11 protein-coding genes are annotated in these 17,950 nt (G+C 66.6%); 7 read left to right on the plus strand and 4 right to left on the minus strand.

What is annotated here, in order from left to right; genetic code table 11:
• Nucleotides 1–195: 195 nt before the first annotated feature.
• From AC1RLW_RS15755 to yjgA, 4 genes are all read right to left on the minus strand, one after another.
• The gene (locus AC1RLW_RS15755; RefSeq protein ID WP_493193826.1) at nucleotides 196–5,286 is read right to left on the minus strand and encodes an Ig-like domain-containing protein; all 5,091 of its coding nucleotides are present in this window, start codon (nucleotides 5,284–5,286) and stop codon (nucleotides 196–198) included.
• A 299-nt stretch (nucleotides 5,287–5,585) separates the two neighbouring features.
• On the minus strand, nucleotides 5,586–8,513 hold the full coding sequence (locus AC1RLW_RS15760; RefSeq protein WP_493193827.1) for an Ig-like domain-containing protein: 2,928 nt from the start codon (nucleotides 8,511–8,513) through the stop codon (nucleotides 5,586–5,588).
• A 326-nt stretch (nucleotides 8,514–8,839) separates the two neighbouring features.
• Entirely contained in the window at nucleotides 8,840–9,433 is a 594-nt protein-coding gene (gene mog / locus AC1RLW_RS15765) for a molybdopterin adenylyltransferase (RefSeq protein WP_447745883.1), read from the minus strand.
• Nucleotides 9,430–10,089: a ribosome biogenesis factor YjgA gene (gene yjgA / locus AC1RLW_RS15770; RefSeq protein WP_062476481.1), complete on the minus strand. Its 660-nt coding sequence runs from the start codon at nucleotides 10,087–10,089 to the stop codon at nucleotides 9,430–9,432. Before yjgA ends, mog begins: the two co-directional genes overlap by 4 nt.
• A 98-nt stretch (nucleotides 10,090–10,187) precedes the next feature.
• On the opposite strand from yjgA, the gene pmbA reads away from it, so the two are divergent.
• From pmbA to AC1RLW_RS15805, 7 genes are all read left to right on the plus strand, one after another.
• Nucleotides 10,188–11,558, plus strand: coding sequence for a metalloprotease PmbA (gene pmbA / locus AC1RLW_RS15775; RefSeq protein ID WP_062476484.1), 1,371 nt, complete (start codon nucleotides 10,188–10,190; stop codon nucleotides 11,556–11,558).
• 66 nt (nucleotides 11,559–11,624) lie between these two features.
• Nucleotides 11,625–12,569 carry a helix-turn-helix domain-containing protein gene (locus AC1RLW_RS15780; RefSeq protein WP_062476487.1) on the plus strand — a complete coding sequence of 315 codons (945 nt, stop codon included), beginning with the start codon at nucleotides 11,625–11,627 and terminating at the stop codon, nucleotides 12,567–12,569.
• 174 nt (nucleotides 12,570–12,743) lie between these two features.
• A complete protein-coding gene (locus tag AC1RLW_RS15785) occupies nucleotides 12,744–14,015 on the plus strand; it encodes an ABC transporter substrate-binding protein (protein ID WP_493193830.1) in 1,272 nt (423 codons plus the stop codon).
• A gap of 2 nt (nucleotides 14,016–14,017) precedes the next feature.
• Complete coding sequence (locus AC1RLW_RS15790; protein ID WP_493193832.1) at nucleotides 14,018–14,887, plus strand: carbohydrate ABC transporter permease; 870 nt, start codon at nucleotides 14,018–14,020, stop codon at nucleotides 14,885–14,887.
• Between the two features lie 11 nt (nucleotides 14,888–14,898).
• On the plus strand, nucleotides 14,899–15,711 hold the full coding sequence (locus AC1RLW_RS15795) for a carbohydrate ABC transporter permease (RefSeq protein ID WP_307638643.1): 813 nt from the start codon (nucleotides 14,899–14,901) through the stop codon (nucleotides 15,709–15,711).
• A 32-nt stretch (nucleotides 15,712–15,743) separates the two neighbouring features.
• The gene (locus AC1RLW_RS15800; protein ID WP_493193834.1) at nucleotides 15,744–16,850 is read left to right on the plus strand and encodes an ABC transporter ATP-binding protein; all 1,107 of its coding nucleotides are present in this window, start codon (nucleotides 15,744–15,746) and stop codon (nucleotides 16,848–16,850) included.
• A 38-nt stretch (nucleotides 16,851–16,888) separates the two neighbouring features.
• Nucleotides 16,889–17,938: an NAD(P)-dependent alcohol dehydrogenase gene (locus tag AC1RLW_RS15805; protein ID WP_493193836.1), complete on the plus strand. Its 1,050-nt coding sequence runs from the start codon at nucleotides 16,889–16,891 to the stop codon at nucleotides 17,936–17,938.
• The last annotated feature ends 12 nt before the right edge of the window (nucleotides 17,939–17,950 follow it).

Genomic DNA, 17,950 nt, shown 5'->3' on the forward strand with positions numbered 1-17,950 from the left:
CGGGCAAGGCCATGGGACGAGTCTGAAAGACAGGCACGAAGGCATAGGCCGGCGCCGAAGCGCGAACAAAGTCGCGGGCGAAGGCACAAGGGCGAACGGGGCTGCTGTCCGGAAAGAAAAAACGCGACAGTCGCACGGGGCAACTGTCGCGTCGGGGGCGGCGCCGATGGGGCGCCGCGTGGCCTTTCTGCAGGCTTAGAGGATGGTCACGTGGACCTTGTCCTCGACCAGCAGTTCGGCGGTGCCAGCGAGGTTGGTGTAGACGCTGTAGGTCACGTCGCCCACTGTGGTGTTGCCGCCTTGGGTCCAGCTGTCGTTGCCGCCGAGCAGGTTCACATCACCGTTGGCGCCGTTGACCAACATCTGCACCTTGCCATCGGCCATGACCATGTCGCGCATGCCACCGGCGAGCACGTCGCTGGCGTGCAGTGCCAGCGTGTTGCCGCCGGCGCCCAGGTCGAACTTCTCGAAGCCCTGGATCTTCAGGCCGAAGGCCGTCAGGTCGATGTGCATGGCCTTGCCGTCCATCACCAGGGTATCGATGCCCAGGCCGCCTTCAACGCGCGCGAAGTCGCCGCTGTTGATGCGGATGGTGTCGTCGCCTGCGCCGCCGTGCACCACGTCGCCCGTACCGACGTTGGTGAAGGTGTCGTTGCCGGCGCCGCCGCTCAGGCGGTCCGCGAAGCCGAGCTTGGCGATGAGCGTGTCGTCGCCATGGGTGTAGCCCTGGGTTGAGTGACTCAGCACCTCGTCATCGGGGAGGGCGTCCGGCATGGCATCCGACGGTGCTTCGAACGTGCCGACCACGCCGACCAGCGTCGAGTTGGTGACCTTGACGGTCACGCCTTGCTGCACCAGCAGCTCGGCGGCGAGCGACGAGTGCTGATAGCCGTCGTACACCACACCGCCCAGCGTGATCACGCCGACCTTCTTTACCCAGTCGCCCTGGTCGATGCCGCCGGAGAGCAGGTCGCTCAGGTTCACGATGTCGTCGGAACTGCCCTTGATCATCATCTGCACGCGGCTCTTGTCGCCCTTGTAGAACAGGTCGACGCCGCCGTTGTTCAGCACCTCGGCCAGCGACAGCGTCAGCGTGTTGTAGTAGCTGCCCGTGATGTCGATGACCTCGATGGAGCTGAGTTTGCCTCCCACCTTGGTCAGGTCGAGCACGTGTCCGTAGTTCTCGAGCTTCAGCGTGTCGATGCCGCTGCCGCCGTGGATACCCGCCGTGGCCTGGTTGAAGTAGGTCGTCGCGCTGACCGACAGCGACACCACGTCATCTCCAGTGCCGCCGTAGAAGGTCTCGGGGGCGTACTCGATCAGGTTCGGGTCGCGCGTTTCCGCCACGTGGTTCACCACCTGCTGGCTGAACGCGTCCAGCGTCACGCTCGGGCTCAGCGAGATGACCTTGAACGAGCCGATGTCCACCAGTTCCGCCGAGGTGTAGGTGAACACCTTGGTGTGGCGCGCATCCGTGCCACCGATGAAGTTCTCGGTGTGGATGAGGTTGCCCTTCACGTCGAACACCTGGATCTGTGCGCCCATGGCGTTGTCGATGCCGGTCAGGCGCAGCGTGAAGTAGTTGGCTGGCTTGTCCAGGGTGAACAGCGCGTTGGCCTGCGTGGCGTCGTTCAGCGTGAGGCCGGCCAGCGTCGTTGCCGTAGCGGCCTTGTAGCTGAGGCTGCCGGTGGTTGTGACCTTGAAGCCGGTGCCGGTGTACACGTCGCCCACCGGTGTCTTCTGCAGGGTGTCGCTCAACCCCGTCAGTGCGGCCGTGACCACCACCTCGTAGGGCTTGGACACCGCGCCCAGCGCGCCGTTCTTGCTGATGATCTGCGCGGTGACCGCGAAGTCCTTGGCATAGCCCTGGTACGAGTAGGTCGCAGTCGAAGGCACGTTGACGGTGGCGATGCCGCTGTTGATGTCCAGCTGTGTCAGCACCTGGTCGTAGGTGGTCGAGCCCCACTGGATGTGCACCGTGTCGCCGGCCTTGGCACCCGTGCCGGCGAGCGACAGCAGCACCTGCGAGCCGTCGGATGCCTTGGTGTATGTGTAGAAGCCTTCGGCGTCCGGAATGCGCATGATGGCCGGTGCCTCTGGCACATCAACCAGAGTGACTTCCTGGGACAACACATCGGCCCCATGCTTGACCCCATCGCTGATGCGCACCTGGTACGCCCAGTCGCTGGTGTGCGCCGAAAGGTCTACGAAGGCCCAGGCCTTTCCGTTGACCACGGCGTCTTGCCAGGTCGTGCCGCCATCGACGGACACCTGAACCTTGAGGCCCGCAGCCAGAGGCACCGACAGCGTGCCGGTGATCGCGCGCCCGGCAGAACCGTCAGCCGTGACCGAGTCGCCCGCGACGCCCGTGTCCTTGCCCAGGCTCGAGATCTTCAACAGCTCGCTGGGGGAAGGCTGCTGGATGCCGATATGCAGCTTGGACGTTTGCGAGGTCTCTTTGCCGTCGACCACGGTGTAGCCGTAGACCTCCTTCACCGAGCTTTCCAGGTTGTAGAGGGTGGCGAACTTGGCTGCGTACGAGTAGTCCCCGGCCTTTTGACCGGTGGAGTTCTGCATGTAGACCTTCAGCCAGCCGTTGGCGGTGGCGATGGTCAGCAGGCCGCTGCTGGCGTCGTAGGCCGCGGAAATGACCTTGCCACTGGCGTTTTCCACGACCAGCTTGTTGTCGCTGGTGACGCGGAACACACCGCCCTCGAACGTGATCTGGCTCAGGCGTTCCTTGCCGTCCACCGTGATCTTCACGTCGTTGCCCAGCAGGTTTCCTGAGATGCTGTCTGCAACTGCGGAGCCCAGCAAGATTTCGGGCAGCATCTCGGGCGTCGGCATGCCGATCGCCTTGTCGCTGGCCAGCCACTCGAACGAATAGACGTAGTAGCCGCCCAGTGGGACGAAGGATATCGGTGTCGACACGATGGGCGTCGTCAACGGGTTGCCGTCACCATCGGGGTCTTTCAGCATGGCTTGCCACTTGTCAGCTGTCTCACGCGAAAGAGAGTTCGCTGTATCGCCAAGGATGAAAACCTGGCTCGGCCCCTTCCCCGCAAGATGGTCGGCCTTGATGCTGTTCATGGCCGCCAGTACGGTTGCCTCGTAAGAAATCATGCCGCTGGGTCCCAGCGCGTTCACTGCAGTGATGTACTTCAAATAATCTGCATCGGCTGCGCTGGTGAAGGTGTACTTCACTGGTGTGTTCGAAGTCATGCTCAGAAGCGTCAAGGTCACGGACTCCCCGACTTCGAGGTAGGCCGTTGCCAGATCCTTCAGGGTCTGCTGGACCGATGCGAGCGGTGCGCCACTCATGCTGCCCGACGTATCAACCAGCAGGGTGGCGTTGAAGCTTCCTTTGCCTTCAAGCAACTGGCGCGGATGGTCGTCGCCCGTGCTCAGGTCCTTGTCCAGCACGAGGTTGAAGTCATTGGACGGCACGCTGATGTTGCCCGCTGCATCGACGGCCTTCGCGGTCAGCTTGTAGGCACCGTTTTCCAAGGGCGGGTTGGGCTCGAAGGTCCACCGGCCTGCGCCGTCGACCGGGGCACGGCCCAGTTCCACGCCGTTGCCATAGACGATGACCGTGCTGTTCGGTTCGGCCCTGCCGCTGATCGCAGGCGTGGCGTCGTCGGTGACGCTGCCAGAAACCACGGTGCCGTGGTCCGGGCCCTCGTTGTCGAAGACGCTTTCGATGGAGGGCGCGAGCGGTGCCTTGGCGTCCACCGTGAAATCGAACGCTTCGGAAGGCGCGCCGGCAATGCCATCCTTGCCCACGGCGGTGGCGGTCAGGCTGTGAGCACCGTCCGCCAGAAGCATCGGTGACTTGAACGTCCAGTGGCCCGATGCGTCAGCCTCTGTCTGGCCGATCACCACGCCGTGGTCCTTGATGAGGACGGTGCTGTTGGCCTCGGACGTGCCGCTGATGTCGGGCTGGTTGTCGTCCGTCACGGCGCCCGGAAGCAGGTCGCCCGTGATGCTGCCTTGGTCGTCGTACACCTTGTCGATGGTCGTGCCGGCGGTCGGCGTGCGTGCCGGCGAGACGTTGCCTGCGGGATCGATGATCACCGCTTTCGATGGCTGCCCTGCGTCGGCCAGGGAAACCTTGCCGGCGGTGATGTCGGCCCCGGTCAGCACGTGATCGACTTGCCTGTCGCCGAAGAACACGCGCACCGTGTCGCCGGCCTTCGCGTCGGTGGCGTCGAAGTACACATCCACATTGGCACCGTCGGCGAGAAGCTTGATCGGCGTCTTGGGGGCAACGGTGTCCACCACGAAATTCCAGGTGTTGCTCGCGCCGCTGGTCTGGCCCTTGGGGCTGGTGGACGTGGCGGTGATGCCGTGCATGCCATCGGTCAGACCGACCGTGGGCGTGAAGCTCCAGTTGCCCGAAGCGTCGGCGACGGCCTGGCCCAGATACGTAGAACCGTCGTAGAACTTGACGGTGTGGTCGGCCTGGGCCGTGCCCGCCAGCGTCGGCCTGGCGTCGTTGGTGGCTTCACCTTGCTGCAGCATGTGAGGCTCGCCCACGTCGTCGAACACGCTGTCGATCACAGGCGCGTTCGGCTTGTCGGTGTTGACGGTGACCTTGTAGCGCCCGGTCGGCATCGTTTCATTGCCGGCGGCGTCGCGCTCCACGAGCATGAAGGTGTTCAGGCCTGCGGCCAGCGGGGTGTCGACCTGGAAGGTCCACCGGCCGTTTTCTCCAATCGTGGCCAGGCCCAGCTCATGGGTGCCGGTGGTGTCTTTCACCATCACGGTGACGGTGTGGCCGGGCGTGCCGTTGCTGATGCCGCTGAGCAGCGGGCGCGTTTCATCGGTGGTGCCGCCCGAGATCACGTTGCCCGTGACCCCGCCCACGTTGTCCGTGAAGCCGCTGACGTTCAGCCGGCTGGCGTCGGGCGGGGTGACGTCGATCTCGAAGTTGAAGGCGGGGGAGGGCGTACCTTCGTTACCGCTGCTGTCGCGCGCAACGACAGTGATGGCGTGCTGGCCTTCGAGCAGGTCGGTCGACGGCGTGAAGGTCCACGTGCCGTCTTCGCTGACTTCGGTGGTTCCGATCTCGGTGCCGTTGTCGCGGATGACGATGGTGTCGCCCGGTGTGCCCCGGCCGCCAAATTCGGGCTGGCGGTCGTCGGTGACGCCGCCGTGGGCGATGCTGCCCAGGATGTCGCCGGCGTCGTCGGCGGCGCTGCCCACATGAAGAGGCGGGGGCGCAAAGGTCGATGCGAGGTCGGTGTTCTGGGAAAGGGCGACGCTGTTCGTCTGCTCGGAGGCCATGGAATTCCTGTGCTCTGAAATGAAGAAACCAGACCGCATCGGCATGCGAGCGAACGCAATCCGATCGTGGGGTCTGGTGGGGTAGGGCACTCTAGAAAGAAGCCCTGTGCAAGGCCATCGGACGAATCTGAAAGCCGAGCGCAAAGGAATAAGCCGGTCCCGAAAGCGCGCACAAAGTCGTGCAGGACGGCACAAGGCGATGTGTTGCCAGGCAGAAATGAAAAAACGCGACAGCTGCACGGGGCGGCTGTCGCGTTGTCGGCTGCACGCGGCGCGGGGTGCGCCAGCGAGTGGGGGGCCTACAGGATCGTCACGTGGACCTTGTCCTCGACCAGCAGCGCGGCGCCGGCGAGGTTGGAGTAGATGTGGTCGGCGGTGCCGCTCACCGTGGCATCGCTGCCCTGGACCCCGCCGCCGTCGCCGGGCAGGTCGACCTCGCCGTGGGTGCCGGTGGCCTGCATCTGCACCGTGCCGTCGGAGGACACCGGGTTCTCCGTGCCCTGCGCCGTCTTCAGGTCGAGGGCCGACAGGTCGATGTGCATGGCCTTGCCGTCCATCACGAGGGTGCCGACGCCCAGGCCGCCAGCGACACGCCCGAAGTCGCCTTCGCCATGGAGGCGGACGGTGCCGTCACCCGCGCCGTCCTCCAACCGGTCTGCATAACCGAACCGGGCGATGTGTGTTTCGTCGCTGTCGGTGAGCGTTGGTGTTGCCCCGGGTCCGGCATCGCTGAACGTGTCGGAGGTGTTTTGCAGGCTGACCGTCACGCCCTGCTGCACCAGCAGTGCGGCATCGAAGCCCGAGTGTGCGTACTCCTCGTAGACCACGCCGTCGATGGTCACGTTGGCGCCCTTCACCCAGTCGCCGGGGTCGGTGCCGTTGGGCAGCGCGTCCGACAGCGTCACCGCGTCGCCGGCGTCGCCCTTGACCAGCATCTGCACGCGGCCGTTGGCAACGAACTGATCGACCGCGCCGTTCTCCAACACGTCGGCCAGCGAGAGCTTCAAGGTGTTGTCGCCCGTGCCGGTGAGGTCGATGACTTCGACGCCGCTGAGCTTGCCCGTGACCGTGGTCAGGTCGAGTGTCTGGTCCGCGCCGGTCAGGGTGAGGGTGTCCAGGCCCTGGTTGCCGATGACCTTCGCATGGCTGCCTTTGAAGTACGACACGTCGGGGACCAGGAACACGTCGTCTCCCGCTCCGCCGTAGTGGACGTCGGAGCCCGCCTGGATTTCCTGCAGGGTGGGGACGTCCACCAGTTCAGGGTGCGGGTACAGCACGGCGAGGGACAGGTTGTCGACCTCGATCCAGTCGGTTTCGATGCCATCGACGAGCCCGGTCCGGATGTCGAAGGAGGCAAAGGAAAGCCCGTCGGGCATGATGAATTTCGCGTGTCCGTCGGCCGGAAGGCTGTGACTTTCTCCGAAGCTGCCTTCGAAGATGACCTTGCCCGATGCATCGTAGAAGGTGACCGACTGCGTGGCTTGGGAGTGCCGCCAGTCGAACTCGATGGCGTTGTAGTGGTTGCCCTTCAGTGAAGCGTTGGTCGTGCCGCTGATGTGCCATGCCTGCCCGTGGTCGGGCGAGGCGCTGTCGAAAACGCCGTTGTTCGAAGAAGCGTCGGCCGCCGCGTCTTTTCTTGTCAGGAGCAGCATGCCGGCATCGGCTGTTTGCCCCGGCGCAAGTTCGACGGTCTCACCGGCATCGAAATCTTCCTGTTCGGTGTTCGACCGGATCACCAGGTAGAGGGAATGATTGCCCGTTGCGCTGACCACCGACGCGGCCAGGTTCAGCGAGACGTCGGTCACCGCAACGGTGGCCTGGCCTGCCGCCATGTCTGCCGCCGTCAGCACGTAGTCCACGTTCTGCTTGCCGTTGAGCAGGTGAATCCGGTCGCCCGGCGACACCGCGGCCTTGTCGAAGCTCACGGTCACTTGCCCGTTGCCCAGCACGACCGCAGTGGGCGCGTGGGGCGTGGTGGTGTCCAGGGTCACCGTCTGCGAGTTCACCGGTCCCACATTGCCGGCCGGGTCCACCACGCGCGTCTGCACCGTCCAGTCGCCCGCATGGCTGTGGTCGTCCTGGGCGCTCCATTCGGTGCCGCTCACGAAGGCGGTCTTCCAGGTCTGGCCGCCGTCGGTGGACACCTGCAAGGTCTCGCCGGCGGCGAGCGATGCGCTCAGGCGGCCCGTCATCAGGCGCCCCGCGCTGCCGTCGTTGGTGGCGTGGTCGTCGGCGTTCATGCCGCTGTCCTTGCCGATGCCCGAGACGGTGGGGGTCTGCGTGGGCGCCAGGGTGTCGACCTCGAAGTGCCAGCCGTTGCTCGCGTCGCCGGTCTGGCCCACCGGGCCGGTGGCCGTGGCGGTGATGTGGTGCGCACCCTCGCTCAGGTTGTCTTTGGGCGTGAACGCCCAGGTGCCGTCGGCGCCGGTCTGGGTGCTGCCCAGGAAGGTGGTGCCGTCGTGGAACGACACGGTATGGCCGGGCTGGGCCGTGCCGTGCAGGGTCGGCCGGGCGTCGTTGGTGACCTCGCCGGGGGCCAGCATGTGGGGCACGCCCACGTCGTCGTAGACGTGCTCGATCACCGGGGGCGTCGGCTTGCTGGTGTCGATGGTCACCTGGTAGCGCCCCGTCGGCGCTGTCTCGTTGCCCGCCGCGTCCTTCTCCACGAGCGTGAAGGTGTTCAGGCCCGCGGCCAGTGGCGCCATGACCTGCAGCGACCACTGGCCGTCGTCGCCGACGACGGCGTCGCCCAGCGCGTGGGTGCCGGTGCTGTCCCTGACCATCACCGTGACGGTGTGGCCGGGCTGTCCGGTGCTCGTGCCGGTGAGCAGCGGGCGGGTGTCGTCGGTGGTCTTGCCGGCGGCCACGTTGCCGGTGATGCCGCCTGCGGTGTCGAGGACGCCGGTGATGGACAGCTTGCTGGCGTTGGGTGGCGTGACGTCGATCTCGAAATTGAACGGGCCCGAAGGCTCGCTCTCGTTGCCGGCGGGGTCGCGCGCCACGATGGTGATGGCGTGATGGCCTTCAGCCATGTCGGTCGATGGCGTGAAGGCCCATTGGCCGTCTTCGTCCACGACGGTCTGGCCGATCTCGACGCCGTGGTTCCTGATGAGGATGGTGTCGCCCGGCGTGCCCTGGCCCTGGAACTCGGGTTGGCGGTCGTCGGTGACGCCGCCGGAGGCGAGGGTGCCCATGATGTCGCCTGCGTCGTCGATGACGCTGTCCATGGAGGGCGGCTGTGGTGCGAAGACCCGTGCGCTTGCTGTCTGATCGACGCTCTGGTTGTCGATGAAGACGTTTGCCTTTTTGGATGCCATGCAGTTCCTGTGCTCTGAAAGGGGAAGAAAGATCGGATCGGGCAGCGAATTCACGCTGTTCGATCCGGCGGCCCGGGCGTCAGGAACTCTAGGAAGAACAGGGGAGCGGAACCATCGGACGGGTCCGATAAAAACCAGGGCGCGCGATGCGGACGCGAGCGCGCCCCTCGCGCATCGGCGAAGCGGTAGGTCTTTGGTGGTGAATGCCGCCGCGCGAGAACCGGCGGCGGAGGGGCTCAGCGCGCGGCGCGGATCGCCGACTTGGGCCGGAAGGCCTTGCAGACCGTGTCGTCGGTCTCGAGGTAGGGCCCGCCGATCAGGTCGATGCAGTAGGGCACGGCGGCGAAGATGCCGGGCACGAGCTGCGTGCCGTCGGCGTCCTTCAGCCCTTCGAGCGTCTCGGCGATCGACTTGGGCTGGCCCGGCAGGTTGATGACGAGACTCTGGTCGCGGATGACAGCCACCTGCCGCGAGAGGATGGCGGTCGGCACGAAGCGCAGGCTGATCTGGCGCATCTGTTCGCCGAAGCCGGGCATTTCCTTGTGGGCCACGGCCAGCGTGGCCTCGGGCGTCACGTCGCGCAGCGCGGGGCCGGTGCCGCCGGTGGTGAGCACGAGCGAGCAGCCGGCATCGACCAGCTCGATGAGCGTGGCGCTGATGCGCGCAGTCTCGTCGGGGATCAGGCGGGCTTCGAATTCGAGGGGGTTCTTCAGCGCGCGGCCCAGCCATTCCTTGAGCGCGGGCAGGCCCTTGTCTTCGTAGGTGCCGCTGGAGGCGCGGTCGCTGATGGAGACGATGCCGATGCGGACCGAATCGAAGCCTTCGCTCATGCGTCTTCTTCCCGGTCTTGCGCCGCAGCCGCTTCGGCGTGGTCGTCGCCGCCGTGCACCGCGAGTTGCGCGCGCACGAGCTGGAAAATCTCGCGGTAGGCCTTGCCCTGGCGCGGTGCTTCGCCGGCGGGGCCGGACTTCAGGTCCTTGCGGGCCTGGCGCACGAGGGCGCGCAGCTGCTGGGAGTCGGTGGCGGGGTGGGTTTCGATCCAGCCGCCGAGGGCGTCGTCGTCGGCGATCAGGCGTTCGCGCCAGCGTTCGGCCTCGTGCAGCGCAGCGGCTTCGGCGGCCGGCACGGTGTTCTGCTCGGTCAGCGCCTGCTTCACGGCCTCGAGCACCTCGGGGTCGAGGGCGCGCATGAGCTTGCCGATGAACTGCATCTGGCGGCGCTTGCCCTCGAAATTGGTGATGCGCTTCGCCTCGGCGATGGCATCGACCAGTTTCTCGCTCAGCGGGAGGGCGTCGAACAGGCCGGCACGCAGGGTGAGCAATTCTTCGCCCAGTTTCTGCAGTTCGGCGCTCTCGCGCTTGAGTTCGGTGCGGCTGGCTTCGTCGGTGCCGCCCTTGAGCTCGCGCTTGAGCTCCAGGTCGAGTTCGCTGCCTTCGGCAACGAAGTGGCCACGGACGAAATAGCCTTTTTTGGGTTTGCGGGACATGGGGTGGATTCTGGGCCGCGCCGTGCGGCGCTGCAACGCGCACAGGGGGCGCGGAAGGGAAAACGTGAAACAGGGGGCGCAAGTATCATAGCCACCACATGACGACATCCTCCTCGCGCGCCGATTCTGGCTTCGCCTACAGCCGTTCCTTCTTCGAAAACCTGGTCGATTCGGCCCTGGCCCACGCCAAAAAGCTCGGGGCCACCGACGCCGGCGCCGAGGCCTCCGAGGGCTGCGGCCTGAGCGTCTCGGTGCGCAAGGGCGAACTCGAGAACGTCGAGCGCAACCGCGACAAGTCGCTGGGCATCACGGTCTACGTGGGCCACCGCCGCGGCAACGCCAGCACCTCCGACTTTTCCGAGGCGGCCATCGCCCGCACGGTGCAGGCGGCCTACGACATCGCCCGCTTCACGGCCGAAGACCCGGTGAGCGGCCTGCCCGACGAGGAAGACATCGCCAAGGTGCAGCCCGAGCTCGACCTGTTCCACCCCTGGGACGTGACGAGCGAGCAGGCCGCCAAGCTGGCGCTGGAGTGCGAGGCGGCGGCGCTGTCGACCGACAAGCGCATCACCAACAGCGAAGGCGCGGGCGTCTCGGCGCAGCAGAGCCACTTCTTCAGCGCCCACACGCACGGCTTTCGCGGCGGCTATGCCAGCTCGCGGCACTCGATTTCGGTGGCGCCCATCGCCGGCAAGGGCGACGACATGCAGCGCGACGCCTGGTACAGCTCGATGCGCTCGGCCGACGAACTGGCCAGCCCGCAGGCCGTGGGCCGCTACGCCGCCGAGCGTGCGCTCAGCCGCCTGAAGTCGCGCAAGATCAAGACCACCGAATGCCCGGTGCTGTTCGAGTCGCCGCTGGCCGTGGGCCTGCTGGGCGGGCTGGTGCAGGCCGTGAGCGGCGGGGCGCTGTACCGCAAGAGCACCTTCCTGCTCGACTCGCTGGGCAAGCCGGTGCTGCCCAAGCACGTCGACGTGGCCGAAGACCCGCACGTGCTGCGCGGCAAGGGCAGCTCGCCCTTCGACGACGAAGGCGTGATCACCCGCGCCCGCAAGGTGGTCGATGCCGGCCGCCTCGAAGGCTACTTTCTCTCGACCTACTCGGCGCGCAAGCTGGGCATGAAGACCACCGGCAACGCCGGCGGCTCGCACAACCTGACGCTGAGCTCGCGCCTCACGAAGCACGGCGACGACCTCGACGCCATGCTCGCCAAGCTCGGCACCGGCCTGTTCGTGATCGAGCTGATGGGCCAGGGCGTCAACTACGTGACGGGCGACTATTCGCGCGGCGCCAGCGGTTTCTGGGTGGAAAACGGCCGCATCGCCTATCCGGTGCAGGAAATCACGATTGCCGGCAATTTGCGTCAGATGTTGATGGGAATTGAAGCGATTGGCGCAGATGCTTACACTTTCGGCGCAAAAACCACGGGGTCGATCCTGGTCAACCGCATGAAGGTGGCGGGCGCCTGACAGGCGCTGCCGCTCGCAACGGCGCTGGCTCGACGACCCCTCCATTCAAGGACAGGGGGACAGGACATGAGCAAACACAGCGCCGTACGCAAGCCGGCCCTCGAACACGAGCTGCTGCGTGACCCGCGCCTGGGCTTCGAGCCGGCGGGCAGCAGCTCGGTGCGCTGCCTGCAGCACGGCGTGCCCTGGCCCTTCGACTGCTGGCACTACCACGACGAGTACGAGCTGCAGTGCATCAACCGCACCAGCGGCGACGCCTTCGTCGGCAACCACATCGGCCGCTTCGAGCCCGGCTATGTCGCCCTGGTGGGCGCGCGGCTGCCCCACACCTGGATCTCGCACGACGTGCCGCCCGAGGGCGTGGCCGACCGCAGCATGGTGATCCACTTCCGCGACGCCCCCCTGCGCCAGGGCGTCGACCTGTTCCCCGAGCTGGAAACCGTGCTGCCGATGCTCGACCGCGCCAAGCTGGGCATCGAGTTCTTCGGCATCGGCGACCTCGTGCGCGAGCGCTTCGTGCGCGTGCAGAAGCAAAAGGGCATGGCCCGGCTGTCGGAGTTCATCGGCCTGCTGCACGAGCTCGCGAGCTGGAGCGACTGGCGCCAGATCTCGAGCAACGCCGACCCGAGCGACGAAGACCCCACGGCCAACACCCGCATGCGCCGCGTGCTCGACTACCTGCACGCGCACCTGGCCGAAGAGCTCTCGCTGCCCACCGTGTGCGGCGTCGCCAACATGGCCGAGAGCAGCTTCTCGCGCTACTTCCACAAGCACATGGGCAGCACCTTCACCGACTTCGTCACGCGGCTGCGCATCACCAAGGCCTGCGAGATGCTGCAGGTGTCCGACCGGCTGGTGAGCGACATCTGCTACGAGGTCGGCTTCTCGAACCTCGCGAACTTCAACCGCCGCTTCCTGCAGCTCAAGGGCATGACGCCCTCGGCCTACCGGCAGCAGGCGCAGGAGCGTTTCGGCCTGCGCAGCGCGCAGCACACGCCCCTGGCTGCCTGATTGCCGACTGATACGTACTTGCCTCTTGGGCTAAACCCCGAGACGGCTTGGCAGCAAAGTATCAGGTGCCCGGTGGGCGTGTAGGAGGCCCCGCGGATCGGCCTCCTAACCTTCGTCTCGTTGCATTTGCCGACATTTCGCCGGCAATTTGCACGAACAACGAAGGAGACAAGCATGCCGATTCCGCATTCCCACCGTCTGGCCGGCCTCGCGCTCGCGCTGGCCACGCTGGCGCCCACCGCGCTGGCGCAGGTCTGCAAGGAGGACGTGCGCGTCCTGTCGCAGCCGCGCGAAGGCCTGACGTTGCTCGAAAAATCCAAGGACGAGTTCAAGCGCCTCAGCGGCGCCTCGTTCAGCATCGACAACCTCAACGAGAACGACCGCCGCGCCAAGTCGCGCGCCGATGCGTCCACGGTCGGCAAGTACCACGTGTACTACGTCGACGAGGCCAACGTCGCCCAGTTCGTGCAGTCCAAGTGGATCGTGCCGCTCACGCCGTACTACCCGGCCAGCTACGACTACGCCGACTTCGACGCCGGTCGCCAGAAGGTCGCGACCTTCGCCGGCCAGACCTGGTTTGCGCCGCTGACCGGCGGCGGCGACCTCATGGTCTACCGCAAGGACCTGCTCGAGAAGGCGGGCATCAAGCCGCCGGCCACGCTCGACGAGTTCGTGGCGGCCGTGAAGAAGCTCAACGACCCGGCCAACGGCGTCTACGGCGTGGCGCTGCGCGGCCAGCGCGGCTCGGGCGCCAACGTGTGGCGCTGGATGCCGTTCTTCCGCGGCTACGGCGGCCAGTGGTTCGACGGCGACAAGCCGGTCTTCAACTCGCCCGCCGCCGTGAAGGCGACCCAGACCTACCTCGATCTCTTCAAGTACTCCGCGCCCGGCACCAAGACGGGGGGGTGGGACGAATCCACCGGCGCCTTCCTGGCCGGCAAGGTCGCGATCCTGGTCGAGTCGACGCCGCTGGCCGGCAACGCGCTCGACCCGAAGATGTCGACCGTGGTCGGAAAGATCGCCTACGCCGTGCCGCCCACGCCGCTCACCGGCGGCGGCTACGGCCACGGCCTGGCCATCGGCGCGCGCGCCAACAAGACCGAAGAGGCGAAGAAGTGCGCGGGCCTGTTCATCGCCTGGGCCACCTCCAAGGAGAACGAGCAGCGCCGCCTCGCGCAAGGCCAGTTCGGCGAGCTCAACCGCACCAGCGTGCTCGGCAGCCCCGAGTTCGCCAAGCGCTACGGCGCCGACCTGGGCAAGGCGCTGGCCGACACCGGCAAGGTCACGACCGTGAACTTCTGGCAAGACCCGGCCTGGCCCGACCTGGGCGACCGTTGGGGGATCATTCTCGAAGAGCTGATCACCGGTTCGCGCACCGACATCCAGGGCGGGCTCGACGAACTCGACGCCTACGCCAAGCAGCTGATCGCGCGTCGCAAGAAGTGAGCATGCGTTCCCACACCACACGGCTGCCGGCCGTGTTCATCGGGCCGGGGCTGCTCGTATTGGCGGTACTGGCGCTGGTGCCGACGGTGTTCGCCATCGCCATCTCGCTGCAGGACCGCGAGCTGGGCCAGGCCGACACCGGCTGGGTCTGGTTCAGCAACTACGTGCAGCTGTTCTCCGACCGGCGCTTCCTGAACTCGGTGCGCGTGTCGCTGGTGTGGGAGGTGCTGACCGTCAGCGCCACCATGGCCCTGGCCGTGCTCATGGGCACGCTGATGCACCGCTGCGCCACGCCGCGCTGGCGCCAAGTGCTGTCGATGCTGTTCATCGTGCCGGTGCTGCTGCCGCGCGTGTCGGCGGCCTTCGTCTGGAAGTTCGCCTTCCATCCGCTGTTCGGCCTCATCACGTGGCCGTACAAGGCGATCACCGGCGAGCCGCTGGACCTGTTCGCCGACCCGGTGCTCGCGTTGCTCACGGTGGCCTTCGTCGACGTGTGGCAGTGGGGGCTGTTCTTCGGCGTCATCGTGCTGAAGCTGCTCGAAACCCTGCCGCCGCAGCCCTTCGAGGCCGCGCGTCTCGATCACGCGAAGACCTGGGAGGTGTATGCCTACGTGGCATTGCCGATGCTGAAGGCGCCGCTCATCAGTCTGGCCTTCGTGAAGATGGTGGAGTCGCTGCGCGCCTTCGACCTCATCTACGTGATGACGCGCGGCGGCCCCGGCATCTCGACCGAGACGCTCGACATGTACGCCTTCTCGCAAGGCTTCATCGAGTCGGGCCGCATCTCGTACGCGTCGAGCATGGCGGTGCTGATGATGGTCGCCTCGACGGTCGCGTTCACCTACATCTGGAAATGGACCAGGCCATCATGAAGAAGCTTGCCATCGGAACGCTGCTGGCGCGGCTGGCGCTCATCGCGGCCGGGCTCTCGGCCCTCGTGCCCGTGCTGTGGACCTTTCTCAACTCGTTCAAGAACCGGGTCGACATCGTCTCGGCCGTGCCGAAGTTCTTCTTCACGCCCACGCTGGACAACTACCTGTACGTGCTGAACCGCGAAGCGGTGGCTGCGGGGCTGGTCAACTCGATCGTGGTGGCGGGCGCGGCGGTGATCATCGGCGCGGTGCTGGGCCTGCCGGCCGCCTATGCGCTGGCGCGCTACCCGCTGCGTTGGGGCAACGACATCCAGTTCTTCGTGCTGTCGATGCGCTTCCTGCCGCCGGTGGCGGTGGCCATTCCGCTCATGGTGATCTGGCTGCAGCTGGAGCTGTACGACTCGCGCATCGCGCTCATCGCCACCTACACGCTGCTCACGCTATCGACCGTGATCTGGCTCGCCATTCCGGCCTTCAAGGCGGTGCCGAAGGAGGTGGAAGAGGCCGGCCGCGTCGACGGCTACGGGCCCTACGCGATCTTCTTTCGCATCGCGCTGCCGATCGCCGCGCGCTCGCTGGTGGGCGCCATCGCCTTCGGCTTCGTGCTGGTGTGGAACGAGTTCCTCATCGCGCTGATGCTCACGACCTCCGAGGCCAAGACGCTGCCCATCGTGGCGTCGGAGCTCAGCCAGCTCGGGCGCGACGTGCCGTGGGGCATTTTGAATGCCTCGGTCATCCTGCTGTCGCTGCCGCCGCTGCTCATGGTGGGCGTGCTCAGCGGTTTTCTCAATGCCGCGTTCAAGCGCAAGCGGGAGGCCGCATGAGCCCCGCCGCTTCCCTTTCTCCAGAACAAAAAATGTCTGCCATCCGCTGTCATCACCTCATCAAGCGCTACGGGGAAACGCAGGTCGTCCACGCCTTCGATCTCGACGTGGCCGACAACGAGTTCGTCGTGTTCCTCGGCCCCTCGGGCTGCGGCAAGTCGACCATCCTGCGCATGCTCGCGGGCCTGGAAGACATCAGCGGCGGCGACCTGCACATCGGCGGCCAACGCGTGAACGACCTGCCGCCGCAGGAGCGCGGCATCGCGATGGTGTTCCAGAACTACGCGCTGTACCCGCACATGACGGTGCGCGACAACATCGCGTTCGGGCTCAAGCGCCTGAAGGTGCCCAAGGCCGAGATCGACAGCCGCATCAAGGAGGTGTCGGACACGCTGGGCCTGGAGCGCTACCTGCAGCGCAAGCCCACCGAGCTGTCGGGCGGCCAGCAGCAGCGCGTGGCGATTGCGCGCGCCATGATCAAGACGCCGAAGGTGTTCCTGTTCGACGAGCCGCTGTCGAACCTGGACGCCAAGCTGCGCAACCACATGCGCATCGAGATCGCGAAGCTGCACCAGACGCTGAAGACCACCACGGTGTACGTCACGCACGACCAGCACGAGGCCATGACGCTGGCCGACCGCATCGTGCTGCTGCGCGACGGGCGCATCGAGCAGGTCGGCACGCCACAGGAAATCTTCGAGCGCCCGCGCTCGGCCTTCGTGGCCGGCTTCATCGGCACGCCGCCGATGAACCTGATGGAGATGACGGTGCACGGCCTGGACGGCGGGCAGTGCGAGCTGCGCGGGGGCGGCGGCTCGGTGCGCGTCGATGCGCGCCGCTTCGCGCTCGAAGGCCGCGCGCGCGTGACGCTGGGCGTGCGCCCCGCGCACCTGCACCTCGACACCGCCAAGGCGAGCAGCGAAGGCTTTTCCGGCGAGGTCCAGCTTATCGAATACCTCGGCAATGAAGTGCTGGTGAGCGTGGGGCAGGGCGGCGAAGAGATCGCCGTGCTCCTGCCGTCCGCGGCGGGCCCCCGGCTCGGCGAGCCGTTGCGCTTCGTGGCCGATGCGCAGCAGGTGCACCTGTTCGACGTCGCGACGGGCGCTTCGCTGCTGCGTCCGGACGCCGTGCTGCACTGAGTGGCAGCCCCGTTTCACCAACCTCTCAGAAAGATTCAATGAAAGCACTGGTTCTGGAAAAGGCGCACGAGATCACGTTGCGCGATGTCGAGCTGCCGCTGCACGTCGGCCCGCGCGACGTGAAGATCCGCATGCACACCGTGGGCGTGTGCGGCAGCGATGTTCATTACTACCAGCACGGCGGCATCGGCCCCTACGTCGTCGATGCGCCCATGATCCTCGGCCACGAGGCTTCGGGCGTGGTGGCCGAGGTGGGCGCCGAAGTCACCCACCTGAAGCCCGGCGACCGCGTCTGCATGGAGCCCGGCATTCCCGACATGGACTCGCGCGCCGTGCGCGAAGGCTTCTACAACCTCGACCCTGCCGTGCGCTTCTGGGCCACGCCGCCGATCCACGGCTGCCTCACGCCCTACGTGGTGCACCCGGCGGCCTTCACTTTCCGCCTGCCCGACAACGTGAGCTTCGGCGAAGGCGCCATCGTCGAGCCGCTGGCCATCGGCCTGCAGGCCGCGAAGAAGGCGGCGCTGAAGCCGGGCGACGTGGCGGTGGTCATCGGCGCCGGCACCATCGGTGCGATGACGGCGCTGGCCGCGCTCGCGGGCGGCGCGGCGCGCGTGATCCTGGCCGACCTCGTGCCCGAGAAGCTGGCGCTGTTCGCCCACAACCCGGCGGTGACGACGGTCGACGTGCGCAGCACGAGCCTCGCCGACACCGTGCAGGCCCTCACCGACGGCTGGGGCGCGAACGTGGTCTTCGAAGCCAGCGGCAGCGCGCGCGCTTTCGACAACGTGTTCGACCTGCTGTGCCCCGGCGGCTGCCTCGTGCTGGTGGGCATACCCGCCGCGAAGGTGCCTTTCGACATCGTCGCAATCCAGGCGAAAGAAGCGCGCATCGAGTCGGTGTTCCGCTACGCCAACATCTTCCCGCGTGCGCTGGCGCTCATCGCCTCGGGGCAGGTCGACGTGAAGCCCTTCATCTCGCGCACCTTCGCGTTCGAAGACGGCATCGCCGCCTTCGAGGAGGCCGCGGCCGGGCGCGTCACGGATGTGAAGATCCAGATCGAATTCCCTGCCGCCGAAGCCGCCTGAACGCCCCGCAAG

This window comes from Variovorax sp. GW822-FHT04A09 (assembly GCF_058801005.1).